Genomic DNA, 14,603 nt, shown 5'->3' with positions numbered 1-14,603 from the left:
CGCCGTTCAGCCCGCCGCCAGGCGGAAGGTCGACACCGTATCGCGCAGCTTGCCGGCCTGGTCGTCCAGCGACTGGGCGGCGGCGGCTGCCTCTTCCACCAGCGCAGCGTTCTGCTGCGTGACTTCGTCCATCTGGCCGACTGCCTGGTTGACCTGCTCGATGCCGGCGCTTTGCTCGTCCGAGGCGGCGGCAATCTCGCCAATGATGTCGGACACGCGTTTCACGGCCTGGCGGACTTCGTCCATGGTCTTGCCGGCGCCCTCGGCTTGCGCCGAGCCGGTGCGCACGGTGTCGACCGAGCTTTCGATCAGGTCCTTGATCTCCTTGGCGGCGCTGGAAGAGCGCTGCGCCAGGCTGCGCACCTCGCCCGCCACCACCGCAAAGCCACGGCCCTGCTCGCCGGCGCGCGCCGCTTCCACCGCGGCGTTGAGCGCCAGGATATTGGTCTGGAAGGCAATGCCCTCGATCAGGCTGGTGATTTCGGCGATACGGTTGGAACTGGCGCTGATCGCGCCCATCGTCTGCACCATCTGCTGCACGGCCGAGCTGCCGTGCTCCGCCACGTCGGCGGCATTGCTGGCCAGGCCGCTGGCCTGGCGCGCGTTGTCGGCGTTCTGGCGCACGGTGGTGGTCAGCTGTTCCATGCTCGACGCCGTTTCTTCCAGCGATGCCGCCTGTTGCTCGGTCCGCGCCGACAGGTCGGTATTGCCGGCAGCGATCTGGCGTGCCGCCACGCCCACCGATTCCGTCGAGTGACGCACTTCGCGCAGCGCCCCCGCAACACGTTCGAGCAAGCGGTTGAAAGCCGTGGCGGTGCGCCCGATCTCGTCCATGCTGCCAACCGGCGCGCGCCGGTCGAGGTCGAGCGAGTCGCTGACATATTCCAGGGTGTGCTCGATCTCGGCCAGGCTGCTGTGGATGCGGCGGTACACCGTTACCGCCAGGTAGCCGGTCACCAGCATCGCCACGGCGATCACCGCGGCGAATACCGCCACGACCGTGTCGTATTGCGCGCGGTTATGCACCACGGCGCGCTCGCCCAGGTCCGCGTTGTAGGCGATGTGATCGTCGATCGCCTTGCGCAAGGCGATCGACGCTTCGTTCAGCTCGCCGGATACCAGCATCGCGTGCGCTGCGGCATGGTCGTTGGCGCGCGATTTTTCCAGCAGGGCGACGCGCGTCTCGCGATAGCGCTTGAGCGTGGCGCGGTCGGCTTCCAGCATCTTGCGGTCGGTTTCGTCGGAGATATCCTCGCGCTCGTATTTTGCCGCGGTGGCGTCGAACTTCTCGTCCGCCTTGGCCAGGTCCGCTTCGGCATCGGTCTTGGCCTTGAGGTCGTCAGTCATGCTGTGCCGGTAGAGCGAGATGCGCATCGCATTGACGTTGTCCTTGAGACTGTCGAGCACGCGTACGCTGCCCAGCGTGTTGTCGTTGAAATACTCGAAGCGCTGTTCCGACTGGCTGAGCTGCCAGATGCCGCCGAGGCCCACGGCGAGCAAGGCGAGCAGGGCAAGGGAGAGGGAAAGCAGCAGGCGTTGACTGATGTTCATGTCAGGATTCCGGCGCCCGGCAGGGCGTTCCGCTAAGTCATGGATGGGGGCTATCAGGCACTTATGCATTCAATATGTGCCTTTAATATCAACGGTTTACGGCAGGCCCTCGACACACTGAAGCAGGAGCGGGGGAAAAACCGTGCAGGAAGCGCTGGAGGATGCGCAAGGCGACGCATGCCGCACGCCGGGGCATGCCCGGGTGCCGGCACGGGATGAGGCGAAGCGATACGGGGAGAGGGCGTGCCCGCTCTGGCGGGTGCGCGAGTGCGCCGGAGGGCGCACCCGGTCATCGCCCGAGGCGCGCTGCCTTCAGGCCGGCCAGGCGCGTTCCACCACGCGCGCCAGCGCCGCGGCGTCGCCTTCCAGCGTGCCGAACACGCGGCCGTGCTGGCGTCCCAGCCGGCTGGCCGCGAAGCGCTCGGCGTCGTCCGCATCGGCATGGGCCAGCATCAGCGCCGCCTGCGCGGTCAGCACCAGCCCCTGGGCAAAGCGCCGGGCGCCGGTTTCGAGGTGTTCCGGCGCATCGCGCAGCATCGCCTGCAGCGAGGCGAGTTCGGCGCGCACCGCCGGATGGCCGCCGGCGCGCTGGGCCAGGTCCTGCAGCAGCCGCGCGGCATCCTCGGGATTGCGCTGCAGCGCGCGCAGCACGTCCAGGCACATGATGTTGCCCGAACCTTCCCAGATCGAGTTGACGGGTGCCTCGCGGTACAGGCGCGCCATCGGCCCTTCCTCGACGTAGCCGTTGCCGCCCCATACCTCCATGGCTTCGCCGGTGACCTCGATGGCGCGCTTGCAGACCCAGAACTTGGCCGCGGGCGTGACGACGCGTTTCCAGGCGGTGGCAAGCGGATCGGCATCGGCCCGCTCGAACGCGTGCGCCAGTTCCATCGTCAGCAAGGTCGCGGCCTGGCTCTCCAGCGCCAGGTCGGCCAGGACGTTGCGCATCAGCGGCTGGTCCGCCAGCAGGCGGCCAAAGGCCATGCGGTGGCGCGCATGGTGGATGGCCTGCACCAGCGCCGCGCGGATGATGGCGGCGCTGCCGATCACGCAATCCAGCCTGGTATAGGTGGCCATCTCGATGATGGTCGGGATGCCGCGGCCTTCTTCGCCGATCAGGATGCCGGTGGCATCGCGGAATTCCACCTCGCTGCTGGCGTTGGAGCGGTTGCCCAGCTTGTCCTTGAGGCGCTGTATCTGCACCGGGTTCTTGCTGCCGTCGTCGCGAAAGCGCGGCACGAAGAAGCACGACAGCGGCCCATCCTCGGCGCCCATGCGCGCCACCACGAGGTGGGCGTCGCACATCGGCGCGGAGAAAAACCATTTGTGCCCGGTGATCGCGTACTCGGCGCCGCGGCCCTCGCCGCGCACGGGACGCGCGATGGTGGTGTTGCTGCGCACATCGGAGCCGCCCTGCTTTTCCGTCATGCCCATGCCGATCATCACCGCGCGCTTGTCGCGCCAGGGCAGGTCGCGCGGATCGTGTTCGGTGGCGAACAGCTTTGGCCCCAGCTCGGCGAACAGTGCCGCTTCCTGCTGCAGCACGGGGATGCTGGCGAAGGTCATGGTGGGCGGGCACAGAGAGCCCGACTCGGCCTGTGCCTGCAGGAAGTAGCCCGCCGCCCGCGCCACCCAGGCGCCCTCGCGCGGCCGGGCGAACGGCAGCGCCTGCAATTGCTGGCTGCGCAGCAAGGCCAGCAGCGCATGCCACGCGGGCGAGAACTCCACCTCGTCGATGCGCTCGCCGGTGCGGCTGTGCGAATGCAACTCGGGCGTGTGCCGATTGGCCTCGGCCGCCCACTGCAGCACATCGGCCTCGCCCAGGCGGGCGCCGAACGCATCCAGCGCACCGGCGTGCCAGCCGCCGCCCAGCCGTTCCAGCGCAGCGCGCAGCGCGGGGTCGCCGGTGAACAGGTTGTAGCCGGTCAGGTCCGGTACCTGGTTGAACACGCGATGGGTGGCGGCTTCGGTCATGGGGTCTCCTGTGCAATCTTCTGCGCGCGTTGCGAATGGGCATGCCTGACTGCATGGTAGAGCAAGCGGCGGACTATGTGCGGGGCTCGCAATGTGTCCGGCCGCCAACACTTTGCGCCGCAACGGCACGGCATTGCGGGCCGGGCGCTTGCCGCACGCCGCTTTCCGGCGCTACACTGCACGCTCCTTTCTCGACGCTGCTGCGCAGAAGGTACTTTTTGCCCCGGTATTCCGGAGGCACCCGCGTACCTTGCAATTCCAGCAGCCATGTCCTCATTTCCCCGTCTTAAAAAAGCCCTGCAGCGCCAGGGTATCCACGTCGAGCACAGCGAAGGCGTCTATCACCTGCGCAACGAACACGCCCAGGCCTCGGTGCTGTTGCCAGCCACGCTTCCCCTGGAAGCAAAAGCCGTGCGCCAGTTGCTCGATTTTGCCGCGGTGCGCTCTCCGGACGGCCACCACGGCGTCTGCAAAGCCTGTGCAACGCCGGATTTTCATCCGGGCGGCATCGCGCCGGTCGGATCGGTCGTTGCCACCGATGCGGATTTCGTCATTCCCGCCGCGATCGGTACCGATATCAACTGCGGCATGCGCCTGATCACCACCGGCCTGACGCGCGCCGCCCTGGAGCCGCTGCAGGAAGGCCTGGTGCGCAGGCTGACGCGTGCCTTGCTGGAAAACGGCCGCGACGTGCCGGTGCATGGCGCCGCGTTTCGCGCCTTGTTCGACGAGGGGCCGGCCGCGTTCATCGATCGCGTGGCCCCGCACGGATTGTGGGGACAGGTGGATCGCAGCCGTCTGGAGGCCGAACTTGCCGCCTGCGTCGGGCTGGACGCCTTCGGCGGGAGTGCCCGCCATGCGCCGGATGCGCACGTCGGCAATCGCGAGATCTTTCGCGATCCCTGTCTCGGTACGCCTGGCGGCGGCAATCACTTCGTCGAACTGCAGGTCGTGGACGCCATTTTCGACCGGCACGCCGCGTATCGCATCGGCCTCGCGCCAGGCGATGTCGTGGCGATGATCCACAGCGGTTCGCGCGATGTCGGCTTCTACGTGGGCCGGCGCTGGATGGACCAGGCGCGCCGGGCCTGGCCTGCCGGCCTGAAGCACCCGCAAAGCGGGCTTTACGGACTGTCGGGCGGCCTGGCGCGCGAATATATGGTGGCGATGGGGACGGCGGCCCGCTATGCATGGGCCAATCGCGTGGTGCTGGCCGAACTGGTCCGCAAGGAGTTGGCGGAACTGTGCGGCGCGGCAGCATCGCGCCTGGTGGTCGACGTGCCGCATAACGTCGTCCTGCGTGAACAGGATCTCAATATCCACCGCAAGGGGGCCACTCCCGCCCATCACGGCGAGCTGGCTTTGATTCCTGGCTCGATGGGGGACGCATCCTTTATCGTAAGTGGTCTGGGGCATGCCGGCTGGCTCTCCTCGTGCAGCCATGGCGCTGGCCGCAGTGTCCGGCGCCAGGCCTTGCGTCGCGTCAGAGGCCATCAGGCAGACAACAGTTGGCGCTGCATCACCCTGCGCGAGGAGCGCCTGATCGAAGAATCGCCCGAGGCGTACAAGCCGATTGGCCCGGTGCTGCAGGCGCAGGAAGAGGCTGGCCTGATCGAGGCGGTGGCGCGGCTGAAGCCCTGGGTGACCTTCAAAGCCTGACTTGCGGGGCGCCGGGTGATGGTTGCTGCCCAGTGTTGTTGTGCGCTGCAGCGCGATGGTGCGCGGCTCGCTCCGGAGGCGCCGTTGCCGGCGCTCATACCGCAGCGCACGACACTCCAGATCGAAACAGGGGTGGTCAAGTCCGGAACCTTGTGCTTAAATTCACCCCGTTGGATGAAACAGGGGTGCCGTACGGATGGGCCGTGCGGCTGAGAGAGTCCCTTCGAACCCGATCCGGCTAGTACCGGCGTGGGAAGTTTCATGGTTACCGAACAGCTCCTGCCTTCTCCAAGGCACATGACCCGGCCTCACCGCCGCGGACATGCTCACAGGGCTCCTGGTTTCGTCCATCCCCGCAAGAGAGGACGACACCCATGGCCCGCACAAATACCGCCCCCGCCGCTTCCTTCGAGTCGCTCGAAACCGATCTCGACAAGAAGTTCGCCTATCCGGCATCCAGCAAGACCTACCTGACCGGCAGCCGCCCCGATATCCGCGTGCCGCTGCGCACGATCCTGCAGACGTCCACGCGCACGGACAAGGGCGAAATGTCCAATCCGCCGATTCCCGTGTATGACACCTCGGGCCCGTACAGCGATCCGGACATCCATATCGACCTGAAGGCCGGCCTGCCGTCGGTACGCGGCAAGTGGATCGAAGAGCGCGGCGATACCGAGGTCCTGCCCGGCCTGTCGTCGGAGTACGGCCTGGCGCGCGCCGCGGACCCGGCCACCGCCCACCTGCGCTTTGCCCAGCTGACCAATCCGCGCCGCGCCAAGGCCGGCGCCAACGTGTCGCAGATGCACTACGCCCGCCGCGGCATCATCACGCCCGAGATGGAATACGTCGCGCTGCGCGAGTCGCTGAACCTGCAGGCCCTGTACGACAAGCCCGAATACAAGGCGCTGCTGCGCCAGCACCCCGGCAATGCGCTGGGTGCCGCGCTGCCGCTGCGCCCGGAAGACATGACGCCGGAGTTCGTGCGCCGCGAAATCGCTTCCGGCCGCGCCATCATTCCCGCCAACATCAACCACACCGAGCTGGAGCCGATGGCCATCGGGCGCAATTTCCGCGTCAAGATCAACGGCAACCTCGGCAACTCGGCGGTGACGTCGTCGCTGGCCGAGGAAGTGGAAAAGATGGTGTGGTCGATCCGCTGGGGCGCCGACACCATCATGGACCTGTCCACCGGCAAGCACATCCACGAAACCCGTGAATGGATCCTGCGCAACTCGCCGGTGCCCATCGGCACGGTGCCCATCTACCAGGCGCTGGACAAGACCGGCGGCATCGCCGAGGACCTGACCTGGGAAATGTTCCGCGACACGCTCATCGAGCAGGCCGAGCAGGGCGTGGACTACTTCACCATCCACGCCGGCGTGCTGCTGCGCTACGTGCCGATGACCGCGGACCGCGTCACCGGCATCGTCTCGCGCGGCGGCTCGATCATGGCCAAGTGGTGCCTGGCGCATCACAAGGAAAACTTCCTGTACACGCACTTCGACGAGATCTGCGAAATCATGAAGGCGTACGACGTGTCGTTCAGCCTGGGCGATGGCTTGCGTCCCGGCTGTATCGCCGACTCCAACGACGACGCCCAGTTCGGCGAGCTGCGCACGCTCGGCGAGCTGACCGCCAAGGCCTGGAAGCACGACGTGCAGGTCATGATCGAAGGCCCGGGCCACGTGCCGCTGCAGCGCATCCAGGCCAATATGGATGAAGAGCTGAAGCACTGCTATGAAGCGCCCTTCTACACGCTCGGACCGCTGGTGACCGATATCGCCCCCGGCTACGACCACATCACCAGCGGCATCGGCGCAGCCAATATCGGCTGGATGGGCACTGCCATGCTGTGCTACGTCACGCCGAAGGAACACCTGGGCCTGCCCGACAAGGAAGACGTGCGCGAAGGCATCATCACCTACAAGATCGCCGCGCACGCGGCCGACCTTGCCAAGGGCTGGCCGGGCGCGCAGCTGCGCGACAACGCGCTGTCCAAGGCGCGCTTCGAGTTCCGCTGGGAGGACCAGTTCAACCTCGGCCTGGATCCCGAGCGCGCGCGTTCGTACCACGACGCCACGCTGCCGGCCGAAGGCGCCAAGATCGCGCATTTCTGCTCGATGTGCGGTCCCAAGTTCTGCTCGATGAAGATCACGCAGGAAGTGCGCGACTACGCCGCCTCGCTCAAGCCGGAAGCCGAGCAGGGCATGCAGGAGAAGTCGATCGAGTTCGTCAAGAGCGGCAGCAAGATCTACTCGTGACGAAGTGGGTGCCAGGCGCGCGAACGCGCGCGCCTGGCACGTGAGGTTCCGTGCCCCGGGATGCGGGGCCGCCCAGCACTTTAGGGCGCCGGCCGCTCGCCCCCCCGGCGGGGGGCGCGCCGGCACAATCATCCCCATGACAGTGCAGTCGTTTGATGTGGCGGTGCTCGGCGCCGGCCTGGCCGGGCGCCTATCCGCCTGGCAACTGGTACGCGCCGGCCTGCGCGTGGCGCTGATCGAGCGCGCCGGCCCCGACGGCGCGGGCTCGGCCGCGTATGTGGCGGCGGCGATGCTGGCGCCCCTGGCGGAATCCGCCATTGCCGAGCGCCGCATCGTCGAACTGGGCACCGCCAGCGTGGACCTGTGGCGCGCCTGGATAGCCGAATTGCCGGAGCCGGTGTTTTTCCAGGAAGACGGCACGCTGGTGGTATGGCATACGCGCGACCGCAGCGAGATGTCGCTGTTCGCCAGCCGCGTACGCGCCGTGGCGCCGCCCGAACTGGTGGCCGAGCGCATGCGCGCGCTGGACGGCAACGGCGTGGCCGCGCTCGAGCCCGCGCTCGCGGGCCGCTTCTCGCAAGGCCTGCTGCTGGCCGGCGAAGGGCAACTCGATAACCGCGGCACGCTGCGTGCGCTGCTGGCCTGCGCGGTTGCCAGCGGCCTGCATTGCGTATGGGAAGCCGGTGAAGTCGAGGCGGGCGACCTGCCGGCGCTTGGCATCGGTGCCCGCGTGGTGCTGGATTGCCGCGGCCTGGGCGCGCGCGCCGCGTGGCCCGGACAGCCGGCCGCGCACGGCAGCATGCCGGGCTTGCGCGGCCTGCGCGGCGAAGTGGTGCGCGTGCACGCGCCCGAGGTCAAGCTGCACCGCCCGGTGCGCCTGCTGCATCCGCGCTATCCGATCTATATCGCGCCCAAGCCCAACGATCTCTACGTGATCGGCGCCACCGAACTCGAAAGCGAGGACGATTCGCCGATGAGCGTGCGCTCCGCGCTGGAACTGCTCTCGGCAGCCTACTCGCTGGACCCGGCGTTCGGCGAGGCGCGCGTGCTGGAACTCAATGTGCAGCGCCGCCCGACGCGGCCGGACCATCTGCCGGCCATCCGGGTGGACCAGCATGCCCGCATCGTGCGTCTCAACGGCCTGTACCGGCACGGTTTCCTGATCGCCCCGGCGGTCACCGAGGCGGCCTGCCAGGTGGTGCGGGCGCTGCTCGATGACGATCCCGCCGCCCATGCCGTGCCCGCCGCGCTGCGCTGGCCCGGCATGATCGAGCCCGCGCTCGACACCGTTGCCGGCTCGCCGGTGCTGCACTGAACGACAATGACCATGGATATCCTGCTCAACGGCCGTCCGCTCGGGCTTGCCGATAACGCGACCCTGGCCGATGCGGTGGCCTGCGCCGGCATCGCGCCGCCTTTTGCCGCCGCGCTCAACGGCCAGTTCGTGCCGCGCGCCGCGCATGCGGCCACCACGCTCGCCGCCGGCGACCGTATCGACCTTGTGCAACCCGTGACGGGAGGCTGACCCTACATGACGCTCAATACCGCAGAATCCCGCCGCGACCTGCTCGGCGACCCCTTCGTGCTCTATGGCGAGTCGTTCGCCTCGCGCCTGTTGCTGGGCACCGCGCGCTATCCGTCTCCCGCCACCTTGCAGGCCGCGGTGGAAGTGGCGCGGCCCGCCATGCTGACGGTGGCGCTGCGCCGCCAGGGCGCGGTGGGGGAGGGCGAGGGCGGCCAGGCCTTCTGGCAGATGCTCAGGTCGATGGATGTGCCGGTGCTCCCCAATACCGCCGGCTGCATGGCGCCGCAGGAAGCCATCACCACCGCCATGATGGCGCGCGAGGTGTTCGAGACCGACTGGATCAAGCTTGAACTGGTGGGCGACGACTATACCCTGCAGCCCGATACGCTCAACCTGCCGGCGGTGGCCGAGACGCTGATCAAGGAAGGCTTCAAGGTGCTGCCGTATTGCACCGAAGACCTGGTCCTGTGCCGCCGCCTGCTCGACGTGGGCTGCCAGGCGCTGATGCCCTGGGCCGCGCCGATCGGCACCGGCAAGGGCGCGGTCAATCCGCACGCCATGCGCCTGCTGCGCGAGCGTTTGCCGGATACCCCGCTGATCGTCGACGCCGGTCTCGGGCTGCCCTCGCATGCGGCCCAGGTGCTGGAATGGGGTTACGACGGCGTGCTGCTGAATACCGCGGTCGCGCAGGCGGCCTATCCGGTGAACATGGCACGCGCCTTCGCGCTCGCGGTCGATGCCGGCCGCACCGCTTACCTGGCCGGTCCCATGCCCGAGCGCGATATCGCCCAGGCCAGCACGCCGGTGGTGGGCATGCCGTTCTGGCACGCCGCAGGCGCGGAGGACCGCGCATGAGCCGCAACGGAGTGAAGGCCGCCGTCGACGCCGCGCTGCGCGACACGCTGCTGGCGCGCTACGGCGCCACCTTTGGCACCGCCGACAAGGCCTGGCGCGTATGGGCGCAGGCCGACGCGCCAGCCGAACTCGGCAATGCCGACGTGGTGCTGTTCGATGGCGAGGCCGAGGCGGCGACGCTGGCTCGCATCGCCGCTGCCGGCGCCATCGCCATCGAGAGCGACCGCGAGGGCGGGCAGTGGAGCGATACCGTGCGCTCGCCGATGGGCACCTGGGTCTTCAGCGCCCGTGCCGATGGCGATACCGCCCACTCGCCGGGCTTCGTGGCGGTACTGCTGGCCTGCCTGGCGCTGCATTTTCCCGCGCACGACGCGCTTTGCCTGGCGCGCGCCTGGCAGCCCGGCTCGCTGGACTGGCCGGTGGATTTCGCGCGCTTCCCGCAGGTGCGCCACGCCGCGCTGGTGGCGCCCGAGAGCAGCGCCAAGCCGTTCGCGCCATGCCCGCCGCTGGGTTTGTACGCGGTGGTGCCCACGGCGGATTGGATCGAGCGCCTGGTCCCGCTGGCCGTGCCCACGGTGCAGCTGCGCTTCAAGTCGAACGATGCGCAGGCCGTGCGCGGCGAGATCGAGCGCGCCGCCGGCGCCGCGCGCGGCAGCGCGTCGCGCCTGTTCATCAACGACCACTGGCGTGCCGCCATCGATCACCATGCCAGCCACGGCAACGACAGCGCGCGCAGCGGCATCTACGGCATTCACCTGGGCCAGGAAGACCTCGACGAGGCCGACCTGGATGCGCTGCGTGATTCCGGACTGCGGCTCGGCGTGTCCACCCATGGCTACGCCGAGATGCTGCGCGTGGCCACCATCGGCCCGAGCTACCTGGCGCTGGGTGCGATCTTCCCCACCACCACCAAGGTGATGCCGACCGCGCCGCAGGGCCTGGGCCGTTTCCATGCCTATGCCAAGCTGATGCAGCCGGTGGTGCCTTCGCTGGTGGGCATTGGTGGCGTGGACGCCGCGCGCCTGCCGCAGGTGCTGGCTGCCGGCGTGGGCAGCGCGGCAGTGGTGCGCGCGATTACCGAGGCGGACGACGTGCCGGCTGCGGTGGCGAATCTGCTGGGGATGTTCCCGGCGGCCTGAAACCTCCGGCGTACGGAACGGGGCCCGGAGGCGAGGCCGGCGTACGCAGGCAGGAATGCGCTCGCTCCGGGCCGGCGCTCACCCTCTCCTCCGGGCTCCTCTGCCATGCCATGGGAGAGGGCGGGCGCCCCGGCGCGCTGAATACTGCCGCATACCCATGCCATTCCCTGACATCCGCCTGGCCACCACGGCCGACCTGCCAACACTCCCCGCCATCGAACGCGCAGCGGCCGGGCTGTTTCCCGCAGACGACCTGCCGCCCGCGCTGCGCGGGCGCGTCACCCCGCTCGAAGACCTGCAACGCGCGCAGCGCGAAAGCCGCCTGTGGGTCGCCATTGCCTCCGATGGCGGCGTAGCCGGCTTCGCGCTCGCCAGCACCAGCGGACAGCGTGCCTACCTGGATGAAATGGATGTGCACCCGGCCCATGCCCGCCGTGGCCTCGGCCGCGCACTGGTGAGCGCCGTGGCGGACTGGGCTCGCGCGCAAGGCCTGCAATCGCTCGCGCTCACCACCTTCCGCCATCTGCCATGGAATGCGCCGTTCTACGAGCGGCTCGGTTTCCGCCCCCTGGAAGAGGCTGGCCTGTGTCCCGAACTGGCCGCAGCGCTTGCGCGCGAGGCAGCGCTTGGCTTGCGGCAGCGTATCGCGATGCGCTTGCCGCTCTGAGGCTCGTTCCGCGCTACGATAGCGACGTGGCCATCCACTTCGCTGTCATCATGATCTCCTCCCAGTTCATCAGCCGCGTCACCCTGCGGCGCGATATCGTCGAGAGCTTCGAACGCTACCCCTTCAGCCTGCCCGCGGTGCGCTCGCTCGATGTGCTGGAGATCCATCCCAAGGTTACCTTCCTGGTCGGCGAGAACGGCTCGGGCAAGTCCACGCTGATGGAGGCCATCGCGGTCGCGATGGGCTACAACGCCGAGGGCGGCTCGCGCAATTTCAGTTTCGGCACACGCAGATCGCATTCGGAGCTGCACCAGTACCTGCGTGTGGCGCGTGGTTTCAGGCGTCCGCGAGATGGCTTTTTCCTGCGCGCGGAGAGCTTCTTCAACGTGGCAACGGAAATCGAGCGCCTGGACGCGGAGCCCGCCTTCGGCCCGCCCGTTGTCGACGCCTACGGCGGGCGTTCCCTGCACGAGCAATCGCACGGCGAATCGTTTCTCGCGCTGATGATGCATCGCTTCGGCGGCAACGGGCTCTACCTGCTCGACGAACCCGAGGCCGCGCTCTCTCCTCAGCGGCAACTGGCGGTGCTCTCGCGTATCCACGACCTGGTGGGCGATGGTTCGCAGTTCATCATCGCCACGCATTCGCCGATCCTGATGGCTTACCCGGATGCATGGATCTATGCCTGCTCGGCCGAGGGTGTGGCGCGCGTCGGTTACCAGGACACCGAGCACTTTCGCGTGACGCGCGATTTCCTGGCCAATCCCGAGCGCATGCTGCGCGTGCTGTTCGAGGGATAAGCCTGCCGCCCGAGAGAGCGGCCCCTGCAGGCGGCTGGCGTCTCGGGCTTGCTGGCTTTGCGGATTCGTGGCGGGCACGGTGGCTCCGGATTGGATAGTCCGGGTCTGCGCAATCGGCGTGGTCGTCGACCTCCGCAACATCCGGCAGTGCGGACGCGGACTGTTGTGACATTGGCTGTCACATGAATTCTCCTCTTGAAACGAGTTTCAAGGCATAGGCGCACGCATGCTCAGCCGCGCGGGCCGCGCTCCAGTATCTTGTACAGATGCGAGCGCGAAATTCCCAGCTGCGCGGCGGCGCGTTTCTTGTTGCCGCCGTGCCGCGCGATGGCCTGCAGCACCGCTTCATGCGCGACCTCCCGCAAGTCCGCCGGCGACGCCACGGCAGCATCGGTTGCGCCCTCGTCCGGCGTTGCTTCCGGCATGTCTTCCGGCACCGCGCCAAACGTCAAGGCTGGCTCGCTTACGCTGAATGCCGCCATGTTCTCCTCGCCCCGCGCGAAGTCCGCCGCGCGCAGCACGCGTGAGTCGCAGAACACCAGCGCCTCTTCGATCTTCTGCCGGAGCTGCCGCACATTGCCCGGCCAGCGCCGTTCGGCCAGGTAGCGCGCCACCTCGGGTCCCACCTCCGGCACCGCCACCTGGTTGCGCGCGCAAAAGCCGCGCACGAAATGGGCGAGCAGGGCAGGTATGTCCTCGCGCCGCTGGCCCAGCGCCGGAATGCGCAGCACCACGCCGCTCAGGCGGTAGTACAGATCCAGGCGGAAGCGTCCGCCGTCGATCAGCGCCTGGATGTCGCGGTTGGTGGCCGCCACCAGGCGGAAGTCCACCCGCTGCGACTGGCGGCTGCCCAGGCGTTCCACCATATGGTCTTCCAGCACGCGCAGCAGCTTGACCTGCATTTCCATCGGGATGTCGGCGACTTCGTCGAGGAACAGCGTGCCGCCCGCGGCCTGTTCCAGCTTGCCGGCCTGGCCGCCGCGCTGGCTGCCGGTGAAGGCGCCTGCCACATGCCCGAACAGCTCGGACTCGATCAGTGTGGCGGGCAGCGCGGCCAGGTTGAGGCTGACCAGCGGCTTGCCCTCGGCAGCGCGGCTGGCGCCGTGGATGGCGCGCGCCACCAGTTCCTTGCCGGTGCCGCTTTCGCCCAGGATCAGCACCGGCACGTCGAGCCGCGCCACGGTATCGATCTCGCGGCGCAGACGCTGCATGGGCGCGCTGTCGCCGATCAGCAGGCCGGGTCCTGCCTGCTGCTCGCGCAGTTCATCCAGCGCGCGCCGGGTCTGTGCCAGCTGCGAGCGCAGCCGCGTCATTTCCCGATGCATGCGGCCGATGGCCTCGGGTTCCTTGAAGAGTATCTGCCCGATCGCGCCGACCACTTCGCCACCCGCGCTGATCGGGATGCGGTTCACCACGCGCGTCACGCCGTTCATGGTCTGCAGCTGCCCGATCTCGGCCTTGCCGCTGGCGGCCACCTGCGCCAGCCGCGAGTTTGGGATGACCTGTCCGGCGGGGCGTCCGGTGCCTTCGCCCGTGCGCAAGCCGAGGAACCGCTCGTGCACAGGGCTGATGAAACGCATATGGCCGGCACGGTCCGCCACGGTGATGGCCTGGTAGGGGTTGGTGATGAAGTGGTCGAGGATGGCGCCGGCAAAGGGCACGGCGCCAATGAAATCGAACAGCGCCGCATCGCGCCCGGCCGGGCGCAGCAGGATCACCTGGCGCGCGCGGTCCTGCAGGCGCATGGCGATAAAGCGTCGCACGGGCTCGCCCGCGGCAGCGGGCGGGCCGCATTCGAACAGGCGGCCGGCGTCGTGGTGCGGATCGTCGCCGAGTTGCGCGCTGGCAGCCAGGGCGGCCGTGGCCAGCGCCGCCTCGGCGGCGATGCCGAGGGTGGCGAGAACTTCCCCCGCGTGGCTGGCGACCAGCACGCCGAGGCTGTCGTCGGGGTCTGGGCGCGTGTCTTCGGCTGTCGCTGTCGACGACATATCGTGTCTCCATCGTGGACACCGCGGTGTCCTTTTGTGTCGTTATCGCGGACACGATAACAGCGGCTCAAAAAAAGAACAATGAAATCAAGGACTGGCGCGGCTGGCATGTTTGCTGCGATAGAAAGGCCGACAAGCGCGCCGCGTAGCGGCCTGCGCACATAACGACAGCCTTGAGGAGACC

Annotated in this window: 11 protein-coding genes and 1 riboswitch; of the genes, 8 read left to right on the top strand and 3 right to left on the bottom strand. The window is 68.3% G+C overall.

Annotated elements, in window-relative coordinates; all coding sequences use genetic code 11:
- Window positions 1-6: 6 nt before the first annotated feature.
- The gene (locus AC3FOF_RS19545) at window positions 7-1,551 is read right to left on the bottom strand and encodes a methyl-accepting chemotaxis protein (RefSeq protein WP_488727529.1); all 1,545 of its coding nucleotides are present in this window, start codon (window positions 1,549-1,551) and stop codon (window positions 7-9) included.
- 312 nt (window positions 1,552-1,863) lie between these two features.
- Entirely contained in the window at window positions 1,864-3,525 is a 1,662-nt protein-coding gene (locus AC3FOF_RS19540) for an acyl-CoA dehydrogenase family protein (protein ID WP_488727528.1), read from the bottom strand.
- A gap of 267 nt (window positions 3,526-3,792) precedes the next feature.
- Here AC3FOF_RS19540 and AC3FOF_RS19535 point away from each other — a divergent pair, with 267 nt between their 5' ends.
- The 8 genes from AC3FOF_RS19535 to AC3FOF_RS19500 all read left to right on the top strand — a co-directional run bounded on the left by AC3FOF_RS19535 (window position 3,793) and on the right by AC3FOF_RS19500 (window position 12,431).
- Window positions 3,793-5,184 carry an RtcB family protein gene (locus AC3FOF_RS19535; protein ID WP_017226365.1) on the top strand — a complete coding sequence of 464 codons (1,392 nt, stop codon included), beginning with the start codon at window positions 3,793-3,795 and terminating at the stop codon, window positions 5,182-5,184.
- Window positions 5,185-5,355: 171 nt separating this feature from the next.
- Window positions 5,356-5,457: riboswitch (TPP riboswitch) on the top strand.
- Window positions 5,458-5,558: 101 nt separating this feature from the next.
- Window positions 5,559-7,445 carry a phosphomethylpyrimidine synthase ThiC gene (thiC, locus tag AC3FOF_RS19530; RefSeq protein WP_017226364.1) on the top strand — a complete coding sequence of 629 codons (1,887 nt, stop codon included), beginning with the start codon at window positions 5,559-5,561 and terminating at the stop codon, window positions 7,443-7,445.
- A gap of 136 nt (window positions 7,446-7,581) precedes the next feature.
- Window positions 7,582-8,760: an FAD-dependent oxidoreductase gene (locus tag AC3FOF_RS19525; RefSeq protein ID WP_488727527.1), complete on the top strand. Its 1,179-nt coding sequence runs from the start codon at window positions 7,582-7,584 to the stop codon at window positions 8,758-8,760.
- 12 nt (window positions 8,761-8,772) lie between these two features.
- A complete protein-coding gene (gene thiS / locus AC3FOF_RS19520) occupies window positions 8,773-8,970 on the top strand; it encodes a sulfur carrier protein ThiS (RefSeq protein ID WP_488727526.1) in 198 nt (65 codons plus the stop codon).
- A 6-nt stretch (window positions 8,971-8,976) separates the two neighbouring features.
- Window positions 8,977-9,825: a thiazole synthase gene (locus AC3FOF_RS19515; protein WP_488727525.1), complete on the top strand. Its 849-nt coding sequence runs from the start codon at window positions 8,977-8,979 to the stop codon at window positions 9,823-9,825.
- The gene (locus AC3FOF_RS19510) at window positions 9,822-10,964 is read left to right on the top strand and encodes a thiamine phosphate synthase (protein ID WP_488727524.1); all 1,143 of its coding nucleotides are present in this window, start codon (window positions 9,822-9,824) and stop codon (window positions 10,962-10,964) included. The genes AC3FOF_RS19515 and AC3FOF_RS19510 overlap by 4 nt, the downstream gene beginning before the upstream one ends.
- A gap of 157 nt (window positions 10,965-11,121) precedes the next feature.
- A complete protein-coding gene (locus tag AC3FOF_RS19505) occupies window positions 11,122-11,631 on the top strand; it encodes a GNAT family N-acetyltransferase (RefSeq protein ID WP_488727523.1) in 510 nt (169 codons plus the stop codon).
- Window positions 11,632-11,681: 50 nt separating this feature from the next.
- A complete protein-coding gene (locus AC3FOF_RS19500) occupies window positions 11,682-12,431 on the top strand; it encodes an AAA family ATPase (protein ID WP_035816088.1) in 750 nt (249 codons plus the stop codon).
- A 230-nt stretch (window positions 12,432-12,661) separates the two neighbouring features.
- On the opposite strand, the gene AC3FOF_RS19495 is transcribed toward AC3FOF_RS19500, so the two are convergent.
- Window positions 12,662-14,419 (bottom strand): sigma-54 interaction domain-containing protein, encoded by a 1,758-nt coding sequence (locus AC3FOF_RS19495; protein WP_488727522.1) that lies wholly within the window; start codon window positions 14,417-14,419, stop codon window positions 12,662-12,664.
- Between the last annotated feature and the right edge of the window lie 184 nt (window positions 14,420-14,603).

It is taken from the genome of Cupriavidus sp. 96C5-1 (assembly GCF_057798855.1).
Note: the sequence above shows the minus strand (reverse complement) of the source record. Positions and strands in the feature narration are given on the sequence as shown.